The organism is Psychrobacter sp. 1U2, from assembly GCF_051847575.1.
This window is the reverse complement of record NZ_JBPYDC010000003.1, coordinates 30,724-56,152: the sequence shown is the minus strand read 5'-3', so window position 1 is coordinate 56,152 and position 25,429 is coordinate 30,724. Positions and strand designations below refer to the sequence as shown.

Sequence of the window (25,429 nt, the reverse complement as noted above, 5' to 3'; positions counted from 1 at the left end):
TAAAAGTTGCGAGGACTTATAGGCGTAGCATTAGATGTACCATAAAAAACCCAGTAATGTCATTGAGATCATTACTGGGTTTATTTGCTTAACTGACGACAGTTAGATCATAACTAACTATGGCAAGTGCTGAAGCATTTACTCGTCAGCCATCGCTAAGTAGATACCACGGTTTGAGGCATCATCAACATATTGCGAATCGCGCCAAGTCGTATACTCGTGGACACCACTATAAGGGCTGATACCGTTTTGACGGAAATCAGATACCCAGCCATTACCATCAAAAATTTGGATATGGCCGTGTGGGCGTCTTGATGAGCGGTTAAAGACGACGACATCACCAACTTGCGGCTGCATGTTGTTGCTGATCTTAGTAAAACCTGCGTTAGCTAAAGTACCACGCGTAGCATACTGATAAGCAGATGGATTAGGTGTGAACTCGTAACCGGCAGATTGTAGCGCTTTACGGACATAACGGGCGCAGTAACCGGTACTTCTAGCGTGCGCTGCTCTTGCCGCACGTGCTGCAGCGATAGCAGGCGCTGAATTGCTATCAGGGATATTACTGCGGATTTGCTGTTGTCTCTCGTAAGATAAACGGCTAGTTAGCGACGCTAACTGATATTCTTTTTGCTTGGCATGAGCGCTTAAGTTATCAATAGCTTGACTGATTTCGTCATTGCTAAAAACATGAGCGCCACTGTTGGTGCTGTAGATGTTCTGGCTAGAACCGTAGTTCGAAGCAGCAGAGATATTAGTGATGGTATGAGTCAAGGTATTATTTGATTGAAAGGTCGTTTCGGCAGCACCACTTGTTTGTGCTATGCCCATTCCCAGTACTGACAAAATTAATAAAGCTTGTTTCATAAATTTACTACCTATTGTTAATACAAGATCGCTCGTCATCCATAACGAAGCATCAATTAATTTAGAGGATATAACCATCAAACAATCATGATAAAATCCTAGGTGTAGCAGCTAACCCTCTAGTCTTAAGCGCCCGACACTAGCATCATTACTAGTTCTGTCATCCGCCTCGTAGATTGTCCGCTTCAACCTTATATCTAGCAATGAGCAATACGATGTCAAAAAAACAGCCCAATCGACTTGCCCGGCTTATCGATCATCAAGCATTTGCTGGTAGTGCGCTACCTCGAAGCTTGAGCGATAATATTCGTGTTTTTACACAAGCAACCACTGAGATAAAAAAACTATTGGTAGATTGTCTACCAGAAGAGATTCTTAATACCTGCTGGGTTGTCGGTCTGACTAACGAGCAACTCACACTCAGTGTAGGTTCAGTAACTGCTGCTAATCACATTCGCTATTTACAAAATGCTTACTTATCGGTCTTAACAGAGCAGTCGATTACATTTCAACAACTCAAGCAAATCAACGTCGTGGTAGCTCATACCGCCGCCCATAGTTCTAAAGTTTCAGAAAAATCAGCGGTCTCAAAATCCAATCAAACCAATGTGCATCAGGCTCTTAGCCAAAACACAAAGCGGACTATATCACAGGCAGCAGAGCATGTCACCACAGATAAAAAGCTGCAAAAAGCGCTTTTACGGCTGATAAATGACTAAAAATCCGTAGCTCACACTGTAAACTTATGTAAAAAATGCTCTGAAAAATAGTCCATGCTGAGTCATTATCCAAAAAATTTCGCACAAAAAAAAACGTACAATGAAGATTGTCTTTAACTTGACATCATCATTGTACGTTTTTTTATAGCTGTTAGCTTTTATACTACCTAAGTTTCAGCGATTTTATTTAACTCTAACACTCTAATATAGTCAAAATTATGAATGTTTTACTTCGTAAACTATGTAATATTGCGTAAATGTTGCGATACATCCTGTATGTTCGTGTATTTATCCTTCAACGACTAACCCAGAAAGAGGCAAATATTCGATAGGACAAGTTACATTGTCATCAAATGTTACAATTTCAAAGTTATTTGAGTCAGATAAAATCTCACGAACCAAGAGATTGTTTAGCGCATGACCGGATTTGTAGGCACTAAACCGGCCTAAAATAGGATAACCGATCAGATATAAGTCGCCTAATGCATCTAATATTTTATGACGGACAAATTCATCGTTAAAGCGTAGGCCTTCAGCATTTAGCACTCTTGCCTCATCGATAACAATAGCATTGTCCATGTTGCCGCCTAAAGCGAGGTTGTTTTTGCGCAGTGCTTCGATATCCTTCATAAAACCGAAAGTGCGCGCTTCGCTTAACTGCTCAATAAAGTTATGAGTAGAGAGGTGGAACTGGGCATGTTGAAAGTCTTTGTCAAAGGCAGGATGATCAAAGTCAATCTCAAAATTCATCTCAAAGCCATTATAAGGACGAAGCTCAGCCCATTTATCATCGACCTTAACTCGTACTGGTCTGACGACTTTTAGAAACTTCTTAGCCGCTTCTTGCTCTTCAAAGCCAGCTTGCAGTAATAAGCCTACAAAAGGCGCAGCGCTACCGTCCATAATAGGAATCTCACTGGCGGAGACTCGTATCAGTAAATTATCCACACCAAGGCCCGCAATAGCGCTTAGCAAGTGCTCAACGGTACCTACGCGCGTACCCCCAAACACTAAATTAGAAGACATCATCGTGTCTTGCACTAGAAAGGCGCTAGCTGGAATCGGTGCTGAGCCTAGTATATCGGAACGCTCAAAAACAATACCAGTGTCAATAGGCTGTGGATGAAACTCGAGATCCACTGGCTGACCACTATGTAAGCCGATACCAGTGACTGCTAAGGCTGTTTTTATAGTTCTTTGATTCATGGCTGTAATCCCACATATTTTGTTACAATTACCCTAGTGTACCATTACTACCCCTTAATTCGCTATAGTCAAAAAATACTAATTTGCATATTTAAGCTATTAATAATACTTATCACTATAGTTTTTTAAACTATATTTATTCATCATAGAGTGGCTGAGCGTAGAGCAGATAGGGAGTACAGCTCTAACATAGATAATAAACAACCTGCTCTAAACCCTTATTTTTACTCAGTAATTCTAAATATTCATAACAAATTTTTAACGTTTCCCCTTAATAATAAAATATAACTTTGTGATTTATTCATGCTATTAGCTATTTTTTAAGCAAAAAAAACCAGCGTTCATACGCTGGTTCCTTTTTACTGACCTAAATAAATAACTAGAGTGTGTTATTTGTTCTGCTGACGCTTTAGGTAGTCTTGGATACTGTTAGTCTTAGTTTGCGGCTGCTCTTGCGGCGCGGTACGAGGCGCGCTGTCTTGGTATTGCTGCGCTTGGGTTTGTTTTTGACTGTTTAAAGCGCTCGTATGCAAGCTTGGGTCTACTGATTGAGTGCTAGTTACAGAAGGCACTGGCACTTCAGGAATATCTTCATTCAAAGTCAGACCGGTTGCGATAACGGTAACATGCAAGTCATCACCCATCTTCTCATCGATGACCGAACCATAAAAGATATTGGCGTCGTCGTTATCAGTGATACCTTCGACGATTTCACTGATTTGACTGAACTCGTCTAAAGATAGCGATTCAGAGGAGATGACATTGACCAACAGACCTTTCGCATTTTCTAAACGTAAATCGTCAAGTAGTGGTGATTTAATCGCTTTTTCAGTGGCTTGACGCGCACGGTCATCGCCGCTAGCACGACCGATACCCATCATCGCATGGCCTTTAGCGGTCATCGCTGTACGAATATCATTGAAGTCAATGTTGATAAGCCCTTCACGAGCGATAGTTTCAGCAATACCTTGCACCGCATGTAATAGAACATCATCCGCTTTTTTGAAAGCGTCTTGCATTGAGATATTACCGTAGATACTCATCAGCTTATCATTGGGGATAGTAATGATAGAGTCCACAAAATTAGTGAGCTGCTCGATGCCTGCTTTGGCCGCTTTGATGCGCTTGCCCCCTTCAAATTTAAAGGGCGTTGTGACTACAGCGACAGTCAGCACCTCTAACTCTTTGGCAATACGGGCGACAACTGGAGCAGCGCCTGTACCTGTACCACCGCCCATACCGGCAGTAATAAATACCATATCAGAGTTCTCTAGCATCTCACGGATCGCTTCTTCTTCACTTTCAGCTGCCTCACGTCCGACTTCTGGATTAGCGCCAGCACCTAGGCCGCGATTAGTCTTGGCGCCTAGCTGTAGCTTATTAGGAGCGGTTAGACGATCCAGCGCTTGTCTATCGGTATTGGCGCAGACAAAAGTGACGCCTCTGATACCTTGCTGTACCATATGCTCCACTGCATTACCGCCACCGCCGCCTACCCCAAATACGGTGAAGCGCGCTTGGCCATTGTCTTGAACTTGACTATCATCTGGCATAGTATATTTTGACATAAAAAGGGTTCTCCAGTTGCAAATAGCGTAAGGGTCGACATGGCATAGTGCAGGCAGGTTCTGTCATATCGACTGACTATATATAAATGTATTTAAATAAAATGAGTATAAGTATATCTTAGTTTAGTTTTCAAACTATCTTTTCAAACTATCACAGTATCTTTTTAAAAACGTTTGTAAAACGCTGACCGACTCTTTGGAAGGTGCCTTTTACTCGGCTTTCTTGAATAGCTTCGGGCTCGCTTTGTTCACTATGACGAAACTGCTCGCTCTGACTGTATAATAAAGCCCCAAAAGCCGTATGATAAGCTCGATCATTAATCTGTGTGTTGAGCTGCTTAAAGGTATCTTCATTGTCAAAATGGTTAAAAGCGCTGATTGCCGGATGAGTATTACTCATGACGACTGGCATTTTTAATAATTTTTTAGCAAAAGGCACCATACCTTTAATCGTACTACCACCGCCTGTCAAGACGATGCCGCGATCGATAAAACCTATCAAATCTGCGTCATGCAGCTGACGCGCTACTTCGGTAAATATCTGAATAAACCGTGCCTCAATAATACGGGCTAAATTGTAAATGCCGATATTGATCTCATCATTTGAGCCTTGTGGCTTAAACAAAAAGAAGGCACTAGGGTCTATGCTATTGGTATCGACTGTGCCATGGGACTTTTTGAGTCTCTCAGCTTCTATCATCGAGATACCCACATCGGCTGAGATATCCATAGTCACTTCATGACTACCGCTAGCGATACAATGGGTAAAGATAAGCTTGTTTTCTTTATAAACACAAATACTTGTGGTACTTGCCCCGATATTGACCAAACAGACGCCCTGCTGACGCTCCTCACTCATCAAGCTGTACTCTGCACTAGTGACAGCATCAAAGACGATATGGTCGATACCCACATCGCAGCTTTGCAATAGTTTTTGAATATTTTGGCGACTGGCCACTGGCATCATCATCATGTGATAAAGAACAGTGATATTTTTGGCAATCATTTCGATAGCATCATCGACCATAGTATCCGTATCGTCGACATAGATACCTTGCTGACAGCAGTGCATAAGATAATAATCAGAAGGCAAGTCTTTAGTTTTTGCGTTAGACAATGCCTGTACCATGTCTTTAGCCAGCACTACCTCTTCTTCAACAGCGACCTGTCCGGTACTATTTTTACTGAGTAACTCAGGGGTCGCTAAAGTCAGCCAGACGCTATGCACACGGCAATTTGCCGTATCTTCTGCTTCTTGAATGGCTTGTTTTATCGCACCTTGCAGACGTTCGCGGTGCTTGATTCGACCTTGATAGAAGTCATTGTTTTTGACTTGACCGACACCCATGATACGGATGTCTTTTGCAGAGACGACACTACCAATCACAGCATAAACTGCAGTGGCACTTAGATGGACAACAACGAGGTTTTCAGTATTTTTCATGTTACCAGACAAATTATCGCTAATCAGGGAACGGTTTAACATCCCCATTAATCATTAAAAAGTACTTGCGAAGCAATCTATCTAACGAGTTTCGTTAAATTATCCTTTAGAAAACTCTAAAGTAAAGATCCATTTCACAAAGATGAATAAAATATAAGCTAAAGAGTCGCTGCACTGTCAGTGCTAACCGTATCAGTCTCTTCTTTCACATTCCACGCTATAGTGAAGCCGTTTTTGTAACGCAGATCTATCGACTGCATCTCATTACGACGATCATGCAATTGCGCGGCCAATAATTGGCTCAGACTCAGTAACTTCTGAGCGGTATTTTCATTATCTACAATCACTCGTAAGCCATTATCAAAACGAACCAACCACGTCATACGCGGGGTCAAAATAATATCTTCGACTTGCATCTCAAGCGGCGAATACCAATCGTTGATCTGCTGCATTTGCTGCATGATGACCGGTGCTTGCTCGACAGCGCCTTGTAAAGTTGCAAACTGAGGTTGGCGCAAGTCGTTGCTATCAACAGGTACAAATACCTCGCCTTTAGCATCTACTAGTCGCTCAGTACCAAAATTAGCAATAGCTTGTTTTGGCAGCGCAGTAATAACAATTCCGCGTTGCCAATCACGAGTCACACTCACCTGATCAACCCAAGCGAGTCTCATTGCGATATCACGTAAAGACTGCAAATCATTGGTAAAAAAGCTACTAACGGTTTGCTGACTCATCGTTTGTTGCAAGCTTTGATACTGAACCGGGCTCAGACCTTGAGAGCTGACCTGTATAGTAGCAGGCGGCGCGTCACGTAAAGCCTTAGCACCCATACCTAATATTAATAATAATAGAGCAACTACGATAGCCGTAAAAAAATACTTAGCCGAATTCGGGAGTGGTAAGCTTCGTTTCGGACGATCCGGTTTACTATTCATGAGCTCAGCCACATCATCGACAGTTTGAGCCATAATTTCATCCGTCCCTATACTCGATTAATTTTACACTTAATATGTACTAAATTTACTAAATACTGAAGCTACGAGCTGCAATAGTCCGTTCATTTATAAAGCTGTTTTTAAAAGTACGGTTAGTGGCCGCTTGACTGAGTGCTGCTAAGGTTAAGATACGACAATCCTAGCAAAAACAACACAATCACTGCAATATTAACGTATTTTCTAGCTAAACAATAGCTTAACCCGAGTTGTGATTGATGAATTTACACAAGTTTACACTAAGCTATGCTATAGCAAGCTTAGACCGGGTTGTTGCCCATCATTCGTTTAAATTAAATGGAGCCTACAAAGCTACAAAGTCTGCGATAAAATATGCCAACACAAGCTATCAAAATCCATACCACGCGCTTTAGCAGCCATAGGCACTAAGCTATGACTGGTCATACCTGGTACCGTATTGATTTCAAGTAACCAAAAACTGCCGTTATTATCCTGCATAGCGTCGATACGCCCCCAGCCTTTGGCATCTACCGCTCGAAAAGCGGCTAAGCTTAGCTCTTGTAAGTGCTGCTCATCACTAGCGCTCAGACCGCAAGGAATATAGTAGCTGGTATCATTGCGATTGTATTTGGCTTCAAAATCATAAAAGTTGCTAATATCAGCAGGCTCTAAGCGAATGATCGGATAAGCTTCATCATCAACGATAACGATGGTGAATTCGCGTCCGGTAATCCAGCGCTCAGCCATCACCGCATCCCCGCACTGTACCGCAGTGGCATAGGCAGCTGGTAGCTCATCTAAATGATTGACCTTAGTCATACCAATGCTAGAGCCTTCGTGTACTGGTTTGATGATCAAAGGCAGGCCAAGCATATTGACCACTTGTTGCCAGTCAGTATCCGCGGTCAGTAATGAAAACGGCGCTGTTGACAGACCACAGCCCTGCCACAGCTGCTTAGTACGCACCTTATCCATGCCAAGCGCCGAAGCCAATACGCCAGAACCTGTTTGTGGAATATCCAACCACTGCAAGACGCCTTGTAATAACCCATCTTCACCGCCGCGACCATGTAGGACATTAAACACACGATCATAAGCACGCAGCTCAGTGATGTCTTGATCTTTTGGATCGAAATGCTCGGCATCAACACCCTGATTTTGTAGCGCTTGTAATACTGCTGCACCACTATCTAAAGAGACCGTACGCTCATTACTGTTGCCGCCATATACCACCGCAACTTTGCCAAACACACTAGCGTCTTTGACTAGCGGAGCAGCGCTCAAAGCTTGGTCATTATTGGCTTGTTCCTGAGCAAACGCTTGCTTATCATTGGCCTCTTGCTCGCTCTGAGCTGCCACTAATGCCGGCTCTGGATTTTCTATATTGGCTTTATGAATGTGCTCGTTGCTGTCTTGCGAGAGGCTTTGACTATCTTGGTGATTCATATATAAATTCCTAACGTTCTTTTGAATGCTCAGCGAGGCGCTCTATGGTGGTAGGGCCGACCAGTTCAATGACTATTTTAAATACAAATTATTAGCAGCCAATTCAACCGCAATTTGCCCAACATTACCCGCTCCCTGAGTGATAAGCATATCGTTAGCTTTTAGCAGACGCTGCATCACCGGCGCTATATTATCCTTATCAACGATGGTCGGCTCCACTTCACCGCGCAGACGAATACTTCGGGCGAGCGACTTGGTATCCGCGCCATTAATATGGTTTTCACCTGCAGAATATACGTCTAATAGCAATAACTCATCGACGCTAGAGAGCACTTCGACAAAATCATCAAAACAGTCGCGAGTACGGCTGTAACGATGCGGCTGGAACATCATTACCAAACGGCGCTCAGGGAAGCTTTGGCGAGCGGCTTTGATTGTAGCGTCGACTTCTTTTGGATGATGACCGTAATCATCAATCAACAACACATCACCCTCATCAAGCGCGACCGCTTCATGCTGCTCAAAACGACGTCCAACACCAGCGAACTTCTGCAAAGCGCGAGTGATGGCTTCATCATCTACGCCCTCATCGGTAGCCATAGTGATAGCGGCAAGCGCGTTATATACATTATGAATCCCTGGAATGTTAAGGGTTAAACGCAGCGGCTCATGATCGCGGCGTAATACGGTAAAATGGGTCTTGGTTCCTTCCGCTACTACATCGATCGCTTGTACATCGTTAAAAGGCTCAAGTCCAAAAGTCAGTACCGGACGGCCAATATCATCAATCATGGCATAGAGCTCAGCATCATCACCGCAAACCACTGCTAAGCCATAAAAAGGCATGTTCTGTAAAAACTGAATGTAGGCGGCTTTTAATTTGTCGAAGCTATTTTCATAGGTTTCCATATGGTCTTGGTCGATATTGGTAACAATAGCGGACATCGGATGTAGCGTCAAAAATGAAGCATCAGACTCATCCGCTTCAGCAATCAAAAAGCGACTACTACCAAGCGCGGCGTTCTTGCCCGACGCGTTGAGCTTACCACCGATCACATAAGTAGGGTCTAGCTGTCCCTCTGCCATCATCATCGTCAGTAGACTGGTCGTCGTGGTTTTGCCATGCGCGCCTGCCACAGCGATACCATGACGATAGCGCATAAGCTCACCAAGCATATCGGCGCGGCGTACCACAGGCAGACGGGCTTTTAGCGCCGCTTCGATCTCAGGATTGCTACGATCAATAGCCGATGAGACCACAATCACATCAGCATTAGAGATGTTTTTTGAGTCATGGCCAATAAATATCTCGATGCCAATACTCGCTAAACGCTGAGTCACCAGGCTGTCGTTAATGTCAGAACCGCTGACTTGATAGCCTTGATTATGCATCACCTCAGCGATACCGCACATCCCTGAGCCGCCAATACCAACAAAATGCAAATGCTGAATACGGCGCATCTCTGGAATCTCAATCAGGCGTTTGGGTAGGTCTTTAGTAGAGGTAGGCATAAAAGGGTCTCGATAGAAAAAGTAAATATATAAATATAAAAGGCTAAAAGACAGAAATAAAAAATAGTCGCAAGGCTAGACCACTTACAACGACTGCCAAATGATATCAGCCACTTGCTCAGTAGCACTACGGTTGGCAAGCGCATGGCCTTTTTGTGCCATCTCTAGACAGTCAGCACGGTTAAGAACGCTTAGCTCATTGCTTAGACGCTCAGGCGTCAGCTCAGACTGCGGCAATAAAATAGCGGCGCCATGATCGGTTAAAGTACGCGCATTGGCGGTCTGATGGTCATCGACAGCATGGGGCAATGGTACAAATATAGCTGGAATGCCAACGTTTTGAATCTCAGTCACCGTAAGGGCTCCTGCGCGGCAAACGATGACATCCGCCCAATTATAAGCGGCAGCCATATCATCGATAAACGGCTGAACTTGCGTGCTATGACGGCTCAAATCTTCATTATCGTAAGCCGTTTGGGTGGCTGACTCGTTATTACGTCCACATTGATGGCGCACCGTAAAAGGCCTATCTATCAAAGCCAAGGCTTTAGGGACATTATCATTAAGCACTTGCGCACCCAAAGAGCCGCCAACGACTAGCAAGCGTAGCGGCGAATCGTCATTAACGTTATAACGCTCTGTAGGAGCCGCCACCCCAGTAATCGTATTGCGTACCGGATTACCTACGGTTTCAAGCTTGGCATCTTGCTGAGTATCGGCAAAAGTACCCTCAAAAGCTTGCAACACTTTAGTCGCCATCTTGGCAAGATAACGATTACTCATACCAGCAATGGCGTTTTGCTCATGAATAATAAGCGGCGTACCAGTCATACGCGCCGCGATACCACCAGGAGCAGTCACATAACCACCAAAACCCACGACCATATCGATCTGATTACTACGAATCACTTTCATCGCCGCCATCGTCGCTGATAATAGAGTCACGGGTAGCTTCAATAAGCGCCCGATACCTTTGCCGCGCAGCCCCTGCATATCAATAGCATGAAACGGATAACCAAGCGGCTCAACCAATCCATTTTCCATACCCTTTGGCGTACCTAGCCAGTGGATAACGGCGCCGCGCTGAGTCAACTCTTCGCTTACCGCAAGCGCTGGAAACACATGCCCGCCGGTACCAGCAGCCATCATCAATATATGCGGAGTCTTCATGCACGCCTGCCTATCTTTTTTGGTAATGTCTATAAAGCTACAACAGTAGCTGACTAAAATTTGCCTAGTATAGAGGAAATCGCTCGCTCATATATAGTACTTTTTCTCACTAAAATAGCTTACTTTGATCTCTTATGATCTAGGCTTGATTTCGTTATTAGGCTATTAGTTTTTGTTCTATCGCCACGATAAAATCGGTGCCGATATCGGTGCCGCATTGATCGTCGATCTCGCGTACACAAGTTGGGCTTGTGACATTAATCTCAGTGATACGCCCGCCTATTAAATCTAAGCCGACAAACATCAGTCCTTTTTCTTTGACGATAGGCGCAACCGCTAGCGCCACTTCGCGCTCGGTGTCAGTCAGCGGCATCGCCACACCGCTACCGCCAGCGGCTAGGTTACCGCGAGTCTCGCCTTTGACCGGAATACGCGCTAAGCAATAATCGACCACCTCGCCGTCAACGATAAGTACGCGCTTATCGCCTTCCTTGATCTCCGGTAAATAACGCTGCGCCATAATAGGTAGGGTCTCAAGCTCCGTTAGTATCTCAAGGGTAACACCAATATTAGCGCTGTCAGCGGTGAGACGAAAGATGCCGGTGCCGCCCATGCCGTCTAAAGGCTTGACGATGACGTCTTGCTGTTCAGTGATAAACTTACGAATATGGGCTTGTTTGCTCGTGACAATCGTTGGGCTCATATACTCGCTGAACCATGTGGCAAATAGCTTTTCATTACAATCGCGAATCGCTTTTGGATCGTTGACGACTAACACGCCAGCCGCTTTGGCATGATCGAGCATATAAGTGGCGTAAACAAAACGCATATCAAACGGCGGATCTTTACGCATTAAGATGACATCATAATCACTAACCGAAGCTGTCGTCTTCTCGCCTAAATTATAAAAGCGCTCAGGATCTCGGTAAACCGTGACTGGCTGCGAGTCTATCATCAGCTGACCGCGATCTAACCATAAGTCATGAATCTGACAATAGCCTAATGTATGGCCGCGATCTTGCGCCGCCCACATCATCGCAAGACTGGTGTCTTTTTTATAATTGACAAGTTCAATAGGGTCCATGATAACTAGTATATTTAAAGGTTTTGCAGCTGTTTGATTTTTCATATTCATAATAGGGCTCACTATTTTTATTATTGTTTAGATAAGAATTCTCTTAAACTGAGGTGCAAATGCTAGACTCCGTATTGCTCACGGTAATGCTGCATTTTTGCTAATTGCTGAGCATCTTTATACTGGCTATTTTGTGCATCATGGTCATCGGCTAGATAACCGATCAAATCATCAATATCAACTAAAGCCCGTACCGGTACTTGCAAATTCGCTGCTAACTCCTGAATAGCGGACTGCTCATTTTGGCCTTTTTCTTTACGGTCTAGGGCGACAAGGATACCAGCAACGCTAGCGCCTGCCTGCTGCAAAATCTCTATCACTTCTCGCATTGCCGTGCCGGCGGTAATCACATCATCGAGAATCCAAACGGCTTTGCCCTCAACATCAGCGCCGACTAAATTGCCGCCTTCGCCATGGGTTTTGACCTCTTTGCGATTATAGCCCCAATCCGCGTTGATACCATGATGCAGCCACAAAGCTTGGGCGGTCGCTGCTACAAAAGGAATGCCTTTATAGGCCGCGCCAAAAATAACTAGCGTGTCATCGCTGGTACTTGAGTTGTCAGTATTATCAGCCTCATTAACCGCCAACTGCTCAACTAAAGCATCCGCATAACCTCTTGCTAATAATGACAGCATCTCACCTGATGCGAGCAAACCAGCATTAAAAAAATAAGGGCTAATTCGTCCAGATTTGAGTACAAACTCGCCAAATTTGAGCACTTTATTCTCAAGAGCTAATTCGATAAATTGCTGCGCTGAAAAAGAGGCTTGTGTAGCGTTTTGAGCGGTGTTGGCAACGGGCATGAGCGTTCCTGTTAGTAGTTAATAATTAGTAGCAGATAATCGATAAAGGTAATAAAAATTAGTCAACAGCAAGTGAGCAGATAAGGCTAACTCGACCAACCGTTAATCATGTAGTCATCCACATTGGCATAACGAGTCAGCAAACCACAGCGCGATGAGATATTAAAATACACTTGACCATCATGGCTGACTTGGATATCCCAGCCTAAATGATGAGCTGCCACAATAACATGACCGACAAATAAGCGAATCTGACGATAATGATAACGGCTAGCCGGTGCATGATAAAGCTGGCTTAGCAAGTAGCTACGCAGATAATGGCAGATTTGCTCAGCGCTATAGCTTTGATTGACACTTTTACGAGTCGCGCATTGCTTTAAGGCGTGCACTGCCACGCTACAAGCCAAAATATCTGTCGCTAAGCTACCCTCGCCCATTTCAAAATCCTGTGGCTGCAAAATCACTTGCCAGTCATCAGCGTAAAGACTGCTGAGCAGCTCATCAGGATTATAACGCTTAATCAGTGTACGTAACGAATCGGCTGTATTTGAAGCGGTACTTAAAGGCGACTTATCTGCTAAAAAACCATAACGGCCAAGCTGGGGATAATGAATAATAGCGTCTTGAATATCTGCCATATCAAGCAAAGTCATCTCGTCTAGTGGCGACAACAAACGGTTAGCCGGCGAAGTGCTTAAGGCTTGTTCACTATCCTGTTTAGGATAACGACGATAAAAGCTGTCCGGCAGTTCTATCAGCTTTGCGGCGCTAAGTAGCGATAAATGCTCCGCAAACGGTTTTGAAGCCATCAGCTGCCACTTGGATAACGACTGCGGTTTGGGCGCACTAAAACGCGCTGACTTACCATAAAACCTTCGCAGCTGGCCGTTTACCCGTCGCGCGGGCTCTGGAATATCACTCAAAGGCCGCGCCGGATCAAGTGGCGTCTGCCGAGGGTCAAAATTGGGATGGACAATAGCTGGCTGCTCGCAGCTCGCGGTCTGTGCGACCTCAGCATTACTCTCTGCAAGCTTGCCTGGCTCAGCACTGCTCTGAGCATTCGGTAAACTCGTATCAGAAGTAAATGGCTGGGTCATAATGGCTCCGCATAGTGATAAAAAAGTAAAAATGAAAATTAAGCTTGGGCTAATAAACAACCAACAAACGATTTTAACTAGGTATAAATATCATAATCATAGTAGTAGTCATAGTTATCATAGTAGTCATAGCTATTTATGGACTCGACCGAAGGCAGAAATGCGCTCTACTGTTGATGCTGCAAAATATCTTGATAGCCCGTCTGCCAATCAGGATAATCGAGCCAAGTTAACGGAATATTGCTATGCAAGCGTTTACCAGTAGCTAAGCTTTTATTATTAACCTCTGCAGCTGTAACGCCTAGCTTTTTACTGAGCCACGCGTCAAGCTCAAGTGTAGTCACAGGCAGATAGTCAGTCGCAATATAAAGCGGCTTTAATAGCTTCGCTTGCTCGGTATCTGCCCTATCTAAGGTCAAAACATTAGCAATAACCGTCACTAAGTCACGATCCATGATGCGATTGCTCCAATGCTCAGCGGCAATAGCCTCTTTATTTGACTCGCGCGCCTTACGTAGGCGCATCAGACGCTCGCGACCATAGATACCGCTTGGGCGGATAATGATAGCTTTATCTTTAAACCCTTGCTGTAGCGCTTGCTCCGCCTGCATGATTATCTTTGAGGCATCACGCTCAGGCTCTACGGTTACGGTATTTTCATCAATCCATTCGCCATTATCTTGTCCGTAAATGCCCGTTGAGGAGATAAAGACAATACGCTCAAGCTGAGATAACTCGTCAGCCAAAGACGCTAAGTGCTTACAAATAGCTAGATAACTGTTGCTGTAGCCGTGAGCGGAATACTCATCAGGAGTGACGATGATAGCAATAGCGCTAAACACTTGTAGCTGATCGCTCGTCAAACTCAAAGCATCGGCTTGCATAAACTTGGCATGATCATCCAAATCATAATGCTCGCGTTTACTACGGGCAAGGCCCGTAACGGATACACCGTCTATAGCAAGTTGATTTGTGACCGGCAGACCGATATCACCTTGACCAATAATCAGTAAATTTTGCGCACTCATAATGCCTCCTTTCTTGCATAAGTTTTCAAGACAGCGATTAAAAATAGCGCATATAGGACAATTGAATATCCTCATTATCCTCAACGCGATCTTGCCAATCGTAACTGGCCTTTATACGTAATGCTTGGTTTTTATCGATATCATACTGTACGCCGATAGTGCTGATTGGTTGCCAGTAATTGGCTTGTACCTCGGACAGACTGCTGTCGCCATGATACCAATATGGCAGCTGCAATTGGGCTTGTAGGCGTAACCGATTGTTAAGCTGGTAGCGGCAACCGGCATTGATACCAGCGCCAACACGAAAGCCCTTATTGATTCCGCGGCCGCCTTGTAGCGCACCTGTCGCTAAGGCGTAGCATAACTGCTGCGGCATCTCACCTGTCAGCCTGCCAGCATCAGTGGCTGCAGTCATAGCAGGCGGCTGTCCAAATACCCAGGATTTGCCGTACTCAAAAGTAGCGCTACCGACCAAATGCGCCGCGCCGTCTTGCTGCGAGCCGTCGTTGATTTGTGTCGCCTCTATGCTAGCTCCCCAAGTCTGACCTTTTTTGGCAGCATTGTCCGGATTAAACGAACGACCCCGAAATAAAGTGAAGTTCTGCAATTCAACCCGATCATTATTGGCATCATCGTCTTCAGTATCATAAACCCGTAGCGAGGCTTTGAGTCCTTCTAAATCAAAAAACTGCGGATAGCCGCTAGGTCGATCAAGGGTATCGTGAAAGCCTGCGCGTATGCCAACCTCAATATAAGCATTATCGCCGCGTTGACCGGCGCCAACATGAGCACGCTGCAGCCGATGCCGATCTAGTGGATTATTATCTGCAGTAGCAATCGGCAACATCGGTAGCGTTTGCTCATCCGCTGACATACTGGAGGCTGAATTGGCCGTTTCTGACTTAATATTATTGAGCTCATCTTTACTGATACTAGTGTAGCCAAGCTTGGCCGATAGTTTCGCTTGATTGAGCTGTGCTTGCCTAACGCTACTATCTGCTGGAGTATAATGACTAGTCGCTAACAATTTTTCATCATTAAGCAGATTGACCACATCAGCAGGTACGACCACATAAGGCAGCTGACTTAACAGGCCTTGCTGCGGACGCACGACATCAATTAGGCGTAAAATCTCAGAAGCACAGTTGTCAGTGGTAAAGTAATAAGGAATCTCTAAATTTTTGGTTTCCCAAACATGCGCGATAATCTGCTGTACTTCTGATGGCGTCAAATCCAACCGATAAGTCCAAGTATCACGCTCATCGTCTTTGAGGTACTTAGCTAGCTTCTCTGGATAAGGATCAATCTCAATCCGATTATCATAACCGCCACTGATCGACTTGATAGCATAAAGCACAAAGGGATCATCGGGATCACCATCGACAGTATCATTCAGCGCATAAGCATGATTAATTTGGGAAAAATCAGCGGCGCTAGCTTTGGAGTCGATACGAAGCAGCGTATGGGCAAAAGCTGAGATAGGATTATCCAAATACTCTTCGGCGAACATAATCGATAACTGCTCAGGCGCTAGCATAGCCATCCATTCTTTGAGCTCTGGGCAGTCGGCTTGTAAAGACGACTTATCGATATCTAGCTGCTCAGCTAGCCAATTTACTCGCGCCGGAAAACGGCATATAACCGAATCATTGGTCGCAGCGGCGACTTGGTTTGGCGTAGCGATTTGCTTGGCTAAGGCGACAAGCGTAGCATCAAGCTCAACAGCTGAGTCCTTGTGGCCATTACGCGTTAAAAAAAACGAAGGATCATCAATAGTGCTTTGGTTTTTAGCCTGACTAAACAGCCCTTTTTTATCGTCTAAAAAATATAACAATCGGCGCCATGTCGTATGCTGAGCCAAATTTTGCGCAGCCGCTTGCTGACGCCAAGTCGCTAATAATTGCTCTGCTTGTAGATTTGAGTGTTTATTTTGTTCATCAGTAACTAGGGTATTAGCATTGCTTGCTTTGGTTGCCAAGCTGGGATTGAGAGTTGTTGCCGCTAGTGGAGAATGACTTGATGTTGGCGCAGGCGCTGTTGTAGCTGAAGCAATGGTATTATCTTTGATTGCCGCATCAGCTAATAACGCGTCAGCTTCGACCACCGACGACGGTGTCGGCAAAAAAGCGGGTACTTGCGCGCTCAATAACAACCCAGCAACAGCTAGTGGCAGGCGCGCGGACTTGGTTAGATATTTCGAATGATCAGCCACTGCCTTGAGGTTAGGATTTATAGACATGGATTAGTCTCTCGTATTTGGCTTCATTAAGGTTCTATACTAGTCAGTTATAAATGTGTGCTGATAACAAGCGTTCGCTTATCTTTGGTTTGGCTAGCGTGTATGATATGTCATCTTGAATTGACTATTAGCCATAAATTTTTATAATCAAACGGCTTTAAGCGCTGACTTTATCTTTATCGTCGACTTTTTTTATATCCTCTTCTCATTATAACAGAGACTACTATGTCCACCACGCCGATGACTATTTGCAATGGTCAATTATCTTCTGCCACTTGGCTGAGCTCACCTAATAAAAACCTCCGTCCTACTCGTATGAGTAAGAGTAATATAAATGGCGATGACGATAGCAAACCAAATGCAAACGCTAATATCGATCCGGCTTATATTAATACGATTGTTATCCATAATATTAGCTTGCCGCCTAATGAGTTTGGTCAGACTGACGTTAATGGTCTACATTATGTCAAAGCGCTATTTACTAATAAGCTGGACTGGGACGCCCACCCCTACTTTCAAACGATCAAAGGCGCGGAGGTATCGGCGCATCTGTTCATTGAGCGCGATGGTGCTATTACCCAGTTTGTCAATTTTGAGGAGCGCGCTTGGCATGCTGGTAAGTCGAGTTATTTGGGGCGTCCTGAGTGTAATGACTATAGCATCGGTATTGAGCTTGAAGGCTCAGACTTTACCGCTTTTACCGATATTCAGTACAAGGCCTTAAGCGAAGTCATCATTGCGTTATACAAAGCTTATCCTAAGACCCGCCGGCATCTCACCGGTCATAGCGATATTGCCCCAGGCCGTAAAACTGATCCGGGTGACTATTTTGACTGGGCACTATTGCGTGAAAGGATAGCTAAAAAACTTAATAACTAATCGCTGATAATAGACTAGATTTCACAGTCAATCCATTTACCAAGCGTCTTAAAATGCTATAATCCGTCAATTTTTGACCCTCTTATATTCACCGGCAAACTTGCAAAAAAGGTTCTCATGGCAAAAAGTCGCTTGTTCCGCTCCACAATGGTCGTCAGCAGCATGACCATGCTATCGCGTGTTTTGGGTTTAGTACGCGATATCGTGCTGCTAGGCGTGTTTGGTGCCGGCGGCTTGATGGATGCGTTTTTGGTCGCATTCAAAATTCCTAACTTCCTGCGACGTTTATTTGCTGAGGGCGCTTTTAGCCAAGCTTTTGTCCCGGTTCTGTCTGAGTATAAAGAGAAGTACAATCTGCAACAAGTACAGCTATTGGTTAGTCGCACCTCAGGGGCTCTGCTCCTGATTTTGTCGATGTTGACGGTAGTGGTCATCTTATTAGCGCCTTGGGTAGTAACTTTATTTGCTCCCGGTTTTGCCGATCAGCCTGATAAATTTGCGGTTACTGCTGACTTACTCCGTCTAACTTTCCCTTATCTACTCTTTATCTCGATGACTGCTTTTGCTAGTGGTATTCTACAAAGTTATGGGCGCTTCGCCGCTCCTGCCTTTGCGCCTGTGTTATTAAATCTTTGTATGATTGGCGCGGCGCTAATATTTGCGCCGATGTTTGATACGCCAATTATGGCTTTAGGCTATGCCGTAGCTATCGCCGGACTGTTGCAGTTTTTGATTCAGCTGCCGCAGCTATGGCAACAAAAGCTACTGGTCGCGCCTAAAGTCGATTTTGAGCATGAAGGCGTCAAGCGTATCTTAAAGCTGATGCTGCCCGCTATTTTTGGGGTGTCGGTTACCCAGATTAACTTATTGCTCAATACTGTTTTTGCCTCGTTAATGATCGGCGGCTCCGTCTCTTGGCTATATGCTGCTGAACGTATGAGCGAGCTACCATTAGGGCTGATTGGGGTGGCGATTGGCACGGTTATTTTACCCAGTCTTTCCGCTAGCGAAGCCAAAAAGGACGATATCACTTTCAAAAAAACTATCGATTGGGCGGCGCGTCTCATTATTGTAGTGGGTTTGCCAGCGGCAGCGGCGCTCTTTATCCTCTCTGATGTGATGATGCAGGCGCTGTTTTTGCGCGGTGAGTTCTTGCTGCGCGATGCTGAGATGAGCGGCTTGGCGCTACGCAGTATGGCCGGCGGCATCTTAGGGTTTATGCTGATCAAAATCTTTGCACCCGCATTTTTTGCGCGGCAAGATGTCAAAACCCCTGTCAAAATAGGTATTGTATCGGTCTTTGCTAATATGATATTTAGCGTGCTGTTTATTGGTATTTTTTACTTCCTTGAGATTCCTCTACACGGCGGCCTCGCCCTAGCGACGACGGGTGCTGCTTTCGTCAACGCTGGCCTCCTATATTACTTCTTACATAAACGTAATATTTTCCGTTTTGATAGTCATTGGAAAAAGCTATTTGCGCAGTTTATCATCGCTACTAGCGCTATGGTGGCGGCGCTCTACGTGATGCTGCCCTATTTCCCAACGGATTCTGCCCAGTGGCGACGCATTGTGGCTTTGTTGATTATGTGTGCGATTGGGGCAGCGGTCTATGGCGTCGTACTACTAATGACGGGGTTTCGTCCGCGTCAGCTTAAGCATGGCTAAATTAAGGCTAGCGGTGATATAACTACTGATTGTCAATACTAGGCAGAATCGTCATAATGATTCATTTACCAAAATCTTATATTAACTAATGTTGAGGTTTACCATGACAACCACTCTAGTATCAAAGCCACTACTATTGGCGACTGGTTTATTGACGGCCAGCCTAGTGTTTACTGGCTGTAGTAATAATGACAGTGCCGATGTGGAAGCAACTGAAGACAACAGCGAACAGACAGTCGTTGCCAATACCAATGGTCCGGTGGAAGAAGCCGTAGCAGCTAAGGCTGATGGAGTGGTTGCTGATGACGAGCCGGTTAGCGCTGACCAAGTAGCGGACGAGACTAGCATGCCTAGTAGCAATATTAATCCAGCGACCACTACCCCGGATCAGCCAAGCTTAGTCACGAATCCTACCGAGCCCAACACTCCAGAGGATACCGTCAAGCAAGCGCTTAACACGCTATACTATGGCGATGTCGAAGATGCCGTTGGCTACTATCAAGTCGATATGGCAAACTTTGAGCAAGAGCTGGGCAACACCCAAAGCGCGTTTCAGCAAACGGTCGAGAGTGTGACGATCACTAAGACGCAATATAGTGTCGACAATACGAAAGCGACCATCACAGGAGAGCTGCGACTCAAAGGTCAAAGCGAGCCGGCACCTCTGACTTATCAGCTACGTAAAGTTAATGGTCAGTGGAAGATTTTGGGCTAGAGAACTAACGAATAGATAAATCAAAACTATATATACTGATACCAGCTCTCCAAACCTTTAAATACTTGGAGAGCTGTTAGTTTTGTTCGTTATGCCAAGCATTACTACGTCGGCGATAAAGCCTTGCATATCACAAACTTGCGGCATATAGCCCCACTGCTCAAAGCCAAGCTTGCGAAATAACTTTAGGCTTGGGGTGTTATGAGCGAAGATAAGCGCCACGATATTGTGAATACCCAGGCTTGGCGCTTGACTAAGCATCCATTGTATTAACAGGCGACCTAAGCCCTGTCCGTGATAATCACGATGCAAATAAATACTGACCTCACTACTGATATGGTAGGCGGTACGCGCGTATAAATCGCTAAAACTGCCCCAAGCGACGATAACAGCTGGCGAGTCGACTGATATCGCTGATCGCGTGGTTACCACATAAATGGGCCGTTTTGGATTGTTTAAGTGTTCATCGAACCAACTGGCACGCTCAGCGCTAGTGACGGGTGCTAATTGAGCGGTCGCTTGCTTGCCGGCGATACTTTGATTATAGATATCCAGTATTGCCGTTAGATCATCGATACTGGCACGTTGCACGACAAATTTATCATCTAATGAAACTGGGTTTAATGGGGCTACGGCCGTCTGCTCCTGACGACTGGCGGCATTTTGTAACATAGCTCTCCTAGTGGAATAGTTTGTGGTCTATAGTTTGCTGTGTGAGTTTGGCTATTTTACTTTATAATGACAAACCTTGAAGCCCTTTATGCTCGTAGATTCATTATGTGTGTCTTTTATTTAACCGCTCCTATCATAGCTGTAAATTATGAATACCTATTATTTAGAACAACTGATCGCGCCGCCTTATATTGTTAGTAAAAATACTAAAGCTACTGACTTAGCGCCTTGTGTACTGACTATTGGCAATTTTGATGGGGTGCATCTGGGCCATCAAGCGATGCTTGCAAAAGTACGTGCATTGGCTGATGAGCAAAACCTGAGCGCGGCGGTGATGATATTTGAGCCGCAGCCGCGTGAGTTTTTCACCCCGCAAAAGGCCCCTGCTCGTCTGACCTCGTTAGCAGAAAAGCAAGCGCTGTTAGCGGAGTTTGGAGTAGATACGTTAATTGTAGCTAGCTTCGATAATGATTTTCGGGCGCTGTCAGCCACTGCTTTCGCCGACCTGTTAGCGCTGCGCCTAAACGTACAAGCGCTAGTCTTAGGCGATGACTTCCGTTTTGGTCACGATCGCACCGGCGACAGTCAGTTTTTGCAAGACTATGGCCTGCAAGTCACCGACCTGCACACTATAACGGATGAAGTCAGCGCAAATAACGAGGTCGAAAACGCAGATCATGATGCTGAAAGCACGCGCATCAGCTCAACCCGCGTACGCGACTTACTATTAGCCGGCGACCTTGAGGCAGCCAATCGTTTATTAGGCCGCGACTACACGATTATGGGGCAAGTGGTTGGCGGTGATAAAATCGGCCGGACTATGGATTTTCCGACCGCTAATATTGAGCTGGCTCGGATAAAGCCTGCCTTACACGGTATCTTTGCAGTCGATGTGGTCCGCCTCGATAAACAAGGTCATGTCGTAGTGGATGGTATGAGCGCTCTTGCAGAGGCAGGACAAACGGGCATAGCAGGGTTACGAGAGCACAGTCTCTTTGGCACTGCAAGCATTGGTACGCGGCCTTCAGTGACCAAAGAGCAAGAATGGCGCTTAGAAGTCCATTTCCCAAACTTTAAAGCCGATCTATACGATAAGACCTTGCAAGTGCGTTTTTTGCACTACTTGCATGGCGAACGTAACTATGAAGGTTTAGAAGCTCTAAAAAAAGGCATCCATCAAGACGTAACTGATTTGCTGGCTTGGCGAGAGCAGCAGCAGCTAGATTAAAAAAATTATCGAGTTTTAACTGTCAACTAAAAAAGCCACTTTAATTATCATTAAGGTGGCTTTTTCGATGTATGGCTTATTGAGTTCTAGCTACTAAGCATCAGGATGCATACGGACATTTAAGTCATCAATAACCTCTACCCATGCGGCATCTTTTTTCCATTCTTCTTCCAAGAACATACGCTGACTATCTGTCCAGACATCTGCTTTTTTTAACTCTTCATCCTTTCCTAACTGATTATCTGCGATAAACTTATCAATGGCCTCATCTGAATTATCGAGACCTAACTGAGCAAATAGCTCATTCATATTGTAATCGACTTCACCTAGCATAGTGCTTCTCCTTAATATTAATATCAGCTTTAACAGGGTTACTTTATTATATGACTTCTTTGTAGTGCTATTTTAGTGCTTTTTAGCGAACGTCTTCATTGTAGCAAGCTCCCTTGCAAAAGCTGTTAGTCAATGTTTATCTAAGCTTACCAGTTGTGTTAACGAAGCAGGCATAAAAAAGCCCTGCTAGGTAAGCAAGGCTTTTGTATTTCTAATCAGACATTATACCAATAGCGCTTATGGCAGTAAGTGAGATACCGCATCACGCTCTTCGCTCAGCTCTTGCTCGGTGGCAGCCATTTTCTCTTTTGAGAACTCTGATGAGACATCGACGTTTTCAACGATAGACCAGTCGCCATTGCTGCAAGTGCAAGGGAACGAGTAGATCAAGCCTTTTGCAATGCCGTATTCGCCGTTAGAGTAGACCGCCATAGAGACCCAATCGTCGCCGTCCGTGCCCATGACCCAAGTACGGATATGGTCAATCGCGGCATTAGCAGCAGAAGCAGCTGAAGAAGCACCACGCGCTTTGATAATTGCCGCGCCGCGTTTTTGTACTTCTGGGATATAAGTATTTTCATACCAGTCGCGCTCGACTAAATCTAGCGCTGGCTTACCGTTAACGGTACAAGCGGTCAGATCTGGGTACTGAGTTGAGGAGTGGTTGCCCCAGATGATCATCTTTTTCACATCATTGACAGTGCTATCGGTCTTTTCAGCCAACTGTGCAATAGCGCGGTTGTGGTCTAAGCGAGTCATTGCCGTGAAGTTGCGTGGATCTAGATCCGGCGCATTACGCTGAGCGATAACGGCGTTAGTATTGGCAGGGTTACCAACGACTAAAACTTTGACATCACGGTTAGCGACATCATTTAACGCTTTACCTTGTGCTGAGAAGATAGCAGCGTTAGCTTCTAATAAGTCTTTACGCTCCATACCTGGGCCACGTGGACGTGAGCCTACTAATAAAGCATAACTCACATCTTTAAAAGCAACTTTGGCGTCGTCAGTTTGCACGATATCTACTAATAACGGAAAAGCACAGTCTTGTAGCTCCATAACTACACCCTTTAGGGCGTCAAGCGCTGGAGTGATTTCAAGTAAATTCAAAATAACGGGCTGATCTTTACCTAGCATCTCACCAGAAGCAATACGGAATAGCATAGCATAGCTGATATTACCAGCAGCGCCAGTGACGGCAATACGTACAGGCTGTTTCATAGAGTATTCTCCAATTGATTATTAGACAGTATCTTGTTCGACAATATCTTTATTAAGTAGTCACTTTTTCAGTCGTAACGGTTCGAATTAAACACTGCTTTTATGCAAAAGGCGCATAAAACGAGAGCTAGTGTAGCACCTCATTTAGGGAATCGTCTAGGAACAATAGCAGGCAAGCTGAAGATTTGCGCGCTATATTGTTACATTTTATGCTAATACTATTATAGTATTAGCAACCAGAGTGAATATTAATAGCAATGAATAAGCAAGTGATAACACTCTATACCCCCTAAAAATCAATTTAGAATGAATAGGGTACAAAATGAGTAAAGATAGAGATTTTAAAAAAGAGGTTAACCACTCATTCAAAACGCGCTCCAAGATAGTATCAGAGACTGTTGTTAAGCATTTAGTTAAGAGATTTGCAACAATTGTCATGCTGTCTATTATATTAGTATTTTTATATTTATCTGGCGCACTTAGCGGTCTTTTCTATGTGCTTATCTACGCGATTTATTATTGACCCCCGGAGATGATAAACTTTTTGCCACAGCTATCGACAACATTGCTACAACTGGCAAAATCATTGCCTTCATAGCAGATATTGATATCGGTCAAAATAGATTGGCGGCGACTACCCGCTTGGCATATCAGATCGATGTCAGATGAACTCATACCACGATTAAGGCTCGTCATCTGCTTGAGAAAACTCGATTTGGACACCGTATAGCTGTTACCTGTTGTCAGCTCGCTGGGTAGCTTTAGGTCTCCAGCATAGTTGATAATTTGACGAAAATAACTGTTAGCACTTAATGGGCTACAAGTACCATAGCGATGCCACACTTGGCTGCGCACCGTAGTATCCGGCATAATACGGTTGACGACTTTGAGCTGCAGCGGTGTCAAGCGCGGCTCACTACCACGGCCGCAGCGCTCACCATAGCCTAAATCTAGGCCAGATATGGTAAACGAATAGCCTTCTAAACATTGACGCATACGCGCGCGCGTCGGCTGCAGACTACATAGCGCGGGGGTCATCTCAACCATAAGGACACGCTGACCACTTTTGACCACGCTTGCCGCCTGTGCAGGCGCTATAAAGACGCTAGGTAGTAGTATTAGCCCCGCTAGCTTCGCAACTTTAGATAAATAAAACCCTGACAGTTTTTGCAGGTCTCGTTTATTAGTTAAAGGACTAATCAATGAGTATTGTAAAGCCTGCTTATTCAGTAAAGAGGGGTTCAGCTCAGATTGTTTTGAGTGTTTTGTAGGTTTTATTAGCTTTACAGACTGCGGTTTAGTTGAGGTAGCAGACACTCGAAACCAAACAGACGATTGACGGCTGTTTGCTGGATACTTTGCAAAATTTAAATATTTATTTATCATAGTCAAAAGGATATTCAACAGTAGGAGCAAGTATTAAAAGAACAAGTATTCATCGTCCCAATTCTGGACGCTAACTAAATAAAAGACTAGCAATCTATAACATTTAGACAGATTAGTCTAATACTAACAAAACA

General features: G+C 44.8%; 22 protein-coding genes. 5 read left to right on the top strand and 17 right to left on the bottom strand.

Translation table 11 applies throughout. The features are described from left to right. Nucleotides 1-138 precede the first annotated feature (138 nt). Nucleotides 139-867 (bottom strand): CHAP domain-containing protein, encoded by a 729-nt coding sequence (locus ACS8FD_RS02315; RefSeq protein WP_439274266.1) that lies wholly within the window; start codon nt 865-867, stop codon nt 139-141. Between the two features lie 215 nt (nt 868-1,082). Between ACS8FD_RS02315 and ACS8FD_RS02310 the strand changes: the two genes are divergently transcribed. After that, nucleotides 1,083-1,586, top strand: coding sequence for a hypothetical protein (locus ACS8FD_RS02310; RefSeq protein ID WP_439274265.1), 504 nt, complete (start codon nt 1,083-1,085; stop codon nt 1,584-1,586). 288 nt (nt 1,587-1,874) lie between these two features. Here the strand turns inward: ACS8FD_RS02310 and lpxC are convergent, their stop codons facing one another. From lpxC to ACS8FD_RS02250, 12 genes are all read right to left on the bottom strand, one after another. Next, nucleotides 1,875-2,792: a UDP-3-O-acyl-N-acetylglucosamine deacetylase gene (gene lpxC, locus ACS8FD_RS02305; protein WP_439274264.1), complete on the bottom strand. Its 918-nt coding sequence runs from the start codon at nt 2,790-2,792 to the stop codon at nt 1,875-1,877. Between the two features lie 389 nt (nt 2,793-3,181). Next, a complete protein-coding gene (ftsZ, locus tag ACS8FD_RS02300; protein WP_439274263.1) occupies nt 3,182-4,360 on the bottom strand; it encodes a cell division protein FtsZ in 1,179 nt (392 codons plus the stop codon). Between the two features lie 151 nt (nt 4,361-4,511). After that, nucleotides 4,512-5,846 (bottom strand): cell division protein FtsA, encoded by a 1,335-nt coding sequence (ftsA, locus tag ACS8FD_RS02295; protein WP_439274262.1) that lies wholly within the window; start codon nt 5,844-5,846, stop codon nt 4,512-4,514. Nucleotides 5,847-5,962: 116 nt separating this feature from the next. After that, complete coding sequence (locus ACS8FD_RS02290; RefSeq protein ID WP_439274261.1) at nt 5,963-6,775, bottom strand: cell division protein FtsQ/DivIB; 813 nt, start codon at nt 6,773-6,775, stop codon at nt 5,963-5,965. A 336-nt stretch (nt 6,776-7,111) separates the two neighbouring features. After that, nucleotides 7,112-8,206 (bottom strand): D-alanine--D-alanine ligase, encoded by a 1,095-nt coding sequence (locus ACS8FD_RS02285; protein ID WP_439274260.1) that lies wholly within the window; start codon nt 8,204-8,206, stop codon nt 7,112-7,114. A gap of 72 nt (nt 8,207-8,278) precedes the next feature. After that, the gene (gene murC / locus ACS8FD_RS02280; RefSeq protein WP_439274259.1) at nt 8,279-9,718 is read right to left on the bottom strand and encodes a UDP-N-acetylmuramate--L-alanine ligase; all 1,440 of its coding nucleotides are present in this window, start codon (nt 9,716-9,718) and stop codon (nt 8,279-8,281) included. Between the two features lie 84 nt (nt 9,719-9,802). After that, nucleotides 9,803-10,888 carry an undecaprenyldiphospho-muramoylpentapeptide beta-N-acetylglucosaminyltransferase gene (gene murG, locus ACS8FD_RS02275; protein ID WP_439274258.1) on the bottom strand — a complete coding sequence of 362 codons (1,086 nt, stop codon included), beginning with the start codon at nt 10,886-10,888 and terminating at the stop codon, nt 9,803-9,805. Nucleotides 10,889-11,045: 157 nt separating this feature from the next. Beyond that, nucleotides 11,046-12,017 (bottom strand): glutathione synthase, encoded by a 972-nt coding sequence (gene gshB, locus ACS8FD_RS02270; protein ID WP_439274371.1) that lies wholly within the window; start codon nt 12,015-12,017, stop codon nt 11,046-11,048. Between the two features lie 68 nt (nt 12,018-12,085). Then, complete coding sequence (gene pyrE, locus ACS8FD_RS02265; RefSeq protein WP_439274257.1) at nt 12,086-12,829, bottom strand: orotate phosphoribosyltransferase; 744 nt, start codon at nt 12,827-12,829, stop codon at nt 12,086-12,088. Between the two features lie 86 nt (nt 12,830-12,915). Continuing rightward, nucleotides 12,916-13,926, bottom strand: coding sequence for a hypothetical protein (locus ACS8FD_RS02260; RefSeq protein WP_439274256.1), 1,011 nt, complete (start codon nt 13,924-13,926; stop codon nt 12,916-12,918). A 167-nt stretch (nt 13,927-14,093) separates the two neighbouring features. Continuing rightward, nucleotides 14,094-14,954, bottom strand: coding sequence for an NAD-dependent epimerase/dehydratase family protein (locus ACS8FD_RS02255; protein WP_439274255.1), 861 nt, complete (start codon nt 14,952-14,954; stop codon nt 14,094-14,096). A gap of 37 nt (nt 14,955-14,991) precedes the next feature. After that, on the bottom strand, nt 14,992-17,193 hold the full coding sequence (locus tag ACS8FD_RS02250) for an Lnb N-terminal periplasmic domain-containing protein (protein WP_439274254.1): 2,202 nt from the start codon (nt 17,191-17,193) through the stop codon (nt 14,992-14,994). 225 nt (nt 17,194-17,418) lie between these two features. Between ACS8FD_RS02250 and ampD the strand changes: the two genes are divergently transcribed. The 3 genes from ampD to ACS8FD_RS02235 all read left to right on the top strand — a co-directional run bounded on the left by ampD (nt 17,419) and on the right by ACS8FD_RS02235 (nt 20,455). Next, nucleotides 17,419-18,072 (top strand): 1,6-anhydro-N-acetylmuramyl-L-alanine amidase AmpD, encoded by a 654-nt coding sequence (ampD, locus tag ACS8FD_RS02245; protein WP_439274253.1) that lies wholly within the window; start codon nt 17,419-17,421, stop codon nt 18,070-18,072. A gap of 117 nt (nt 18,073-18,189) precedes the next feature. Then, nucleotides 18,190-19,740, top strand: a complete 1,551-nt coding sequence (murJ, locus tag ACS8FD_RS02240) for a murein biosynthesis integral membrane protein MurJ (protein ID WP_439274252.1) — start codon at nt 18,190-18,192, stop codon at nt 19,738-19,740. Between the two features lie 103 nt (nt 19,741-19,843). After that, nucleotides 19,844-20,455, top strand: a complete 612-nt coding sequence (locus ACS8FD_RS02235; RefSeq protein WP_439274251.1) for a hypothetical protein — start codon at nt 19,844-19,846, stop codon at nt 20,453-20,455. 57 nt (nt 20,456-20,512) lie between these two features. Here the strand turns inward: ACS8FD_RS02235 and ACS8FD_RS02230 are convergent, their stop codons facing one another. Then, entirely contained in the window at nt 20,513-21,127 is a 615-nt protein-coding gene (locus ACS8FD_RS02230) for a GNAT family N-acetyltransferase (RefSeq protein WP_439274250.1), read from the bottom strand. Between the two features lie 148 nt (nt 21,128-21,275). Here ACS8FD_RS02230 and ribF point away from each other — a divergent pair, with 148 nt between their 5' ends. After that, nucleotides 21,276-22,355 carry a riboflavin biosynthesis protein RibF gene (ribF, locus tag ACS8FD_RS02225; protein WP_439274249.1) on the top strand — a complete coding sequence of 360 codons (1,080 nt, stop codon included), beginning with the start codon at nt 21,276-21,278 and terminating at the stop codon, nt 22,353-22,355. Between the two features lie 93 nt (nt 22,356-22,448). Here the strand turns inward: ribF and ACS8FD_RS02220 are convergent, their stop codons facing one another. The 3 genes from ACS8FD_RS02220 to ACS8FD_RS02210 form a co-directional block, all read right to left on the bottom strand. After that, complete coding sequence (locus ACS8FD_RS02220; protein WP_439274248.1) at nt 22,449-22,688, bottom strand: DUF2789 family protein; 240 nt, start codon at nt 22,686-22,688, stop codon at nt 22,449-22,451. Between the two features lie 237 nt (nt 22,689-22,925). Further along, entirely contained in the window at nt 22,926-23,909 is a 984-nt protein-coding gene (locus ACS8FD_RS02215; RefSeq protein ID WP_439274247.1) for a malate dehydrogenase, read from the bottom strand. Between the two features lie 516 nt (nt 23,910-24,425). Beyond that, nucleotides 24,426-25,112 carry a T2 family ribonuclease gene (locus ACS8FD_RS02210; protein ID WP_439274245.1) on the bottom strand — a complete coding sequence of 229 codons (687 nt, stop codon included), beginning with the start codon at nt 25,110-25,112 and terminating at the stop codon, nt 24,426-24,428. Between the last annotated feature and the right edge of the window lie 317 nt (nt 25,113-25,429).

Bases quoted from the DNA above. Each gene is read 5' to 3' on its own strand.
- ACS8FD_RS02315 (WP_439274266.1), bottom strand. From the start codon at position 867: ATGAAACAAGCTTTATTAATTTTGTCAGTACTGGGAATGGGCATAGCA.
- ACS8FD_RS02310 (WP_439274265.1), top strand. From the start codon at position 1,083: ATGTCAAAAAAACAGCCCAATCGACTTGCCCGGCTTATCGATCATCAA.
- lpxC (WP_439274264.1), bottom strand. From the start codon at position 2,792: ATGAATCAAAGAACTATAAAAACAGCCTTAGCAGTCACTGGTATCGGC.
- ftsZ (WP_439274263.1), bottom strand. From the start codon at position 4,360: ATGTCAAAATATACTATGCCAGATGATAGTCAAGTTCAAGACAATGGC.
- ftsA (WP_439274262.1), bottom strand. From the start codon at position 5,846: ATGTTAAACCGTTCCCTGATTAGCGATAATTTGTCTGGTAACATGAAA.
- ACS8FD_RS02290 (WP_439274261.1), bottom strand. From the start codon at position 6,775: ATGGCTCAAACTGTCGATGATGTGGCTGAGCTCATGAATAGTAAACCG.
- ACS8FD_RS02285 (WP_439274260.1), bottom strand. From the start codon at position 8,206: ATGAATCACCAAGATAGTCAAAGCCTCTCGCAAGACAGCAACGAGCAC.
- murC (WP_439274259.1), bottom strand. From the start codon at position 9,718: ATGCCTACCTCTACTAAAGACCTACCCAAACGCCTGATTGAGATTCCA.
- murG (WP_439274258.1), bottom strand. From the start codon at position 10,888: ATGAAGACTCCGCATATATTGATGATGGCTGCTGGTACCGGCGGGCAT.
- gshB (WP_439274371.1), bottom strand. From the start codon at position 12,017: ATGAAAAATCAAACAGCTGCAAAACCTTTAAATATACTAGTTATCATG.
- pyrE (WP_439274257.1), bottom strand. From the start codon at position 12,829: ATGCCCGTTGCCAACACCGCTCAAAACGCTACACAAGCCTCTTTTTCA.
- ACS8FD_RS02260 (WP_439274256.1), bottom strand. From the start codon at position 13,926: ATGACCCAGCCATTTACTTCTGATACGAGTTTACCGAATGCTCAGAGC.
- ACS8FD_RS02255 (WP_439274255.1), bottom strand. From the start codon at position 14,954: ATGAGTGCGCAAAATTTACTGATTATTGGTCAAGGTGATATCGGTCTG.
- ACS8FD_RS02250 (WP_439274254.1), bottom strand. From the start codon at position 17,193: ATGTCTATAAATCCTAACCTCAAGGCAGTGGCTGATCATTCGAAATAT.
- ampD (WP_439274253.1), top strand. From the start codon at position 17,419: ATGTCCACCACGCCGATGACTATTTGCAATGGTCAATTATCTTCTGCC.
- murJ (WP_439274252.1), top strand. From the start codon at position 18,190: ATGGCAAAAAGTCGCTTGTTCCGCTCCACAATGGTCGTCAGCAGCATG.
- ACS8FD_RS02235 (WP_439274251.1), top strand. From the start codon at position 19,844: ATGACAACCACTCTAGTATCAAAGCCACTACTATTGGCGACTGGTTTA.
- ACS8FD_RS02230 (WP_439274250.1), bottom strand. From the start codon at position 21,127: ATGTTACAAAATGCCGCCAGTCGTCAGGAGCAGACGGCCGTAGCCCCA.
- ribF (WP_439274249.1), top strand. From the start codon at position 21,276: ATGAATACCTATTATTTAGAACAACTGATCGCGCCGCCTTATATTGTT.
- ACS8FD_RS02220 (WP_439274248.1), bottom strand. From the start codon at position 22,688: ATGCTAGGTGAAGTCGATTACAATATGAATGAGCTATTTGCTCAGTTA.
- ACS8FD_RS02215 (WP_439274247.1), bottom strand. From the start codon at position 23,909: ATGAAACAGCCTGTACGTATTGCCGTCACTGGCGCTGCTGGTAATATC.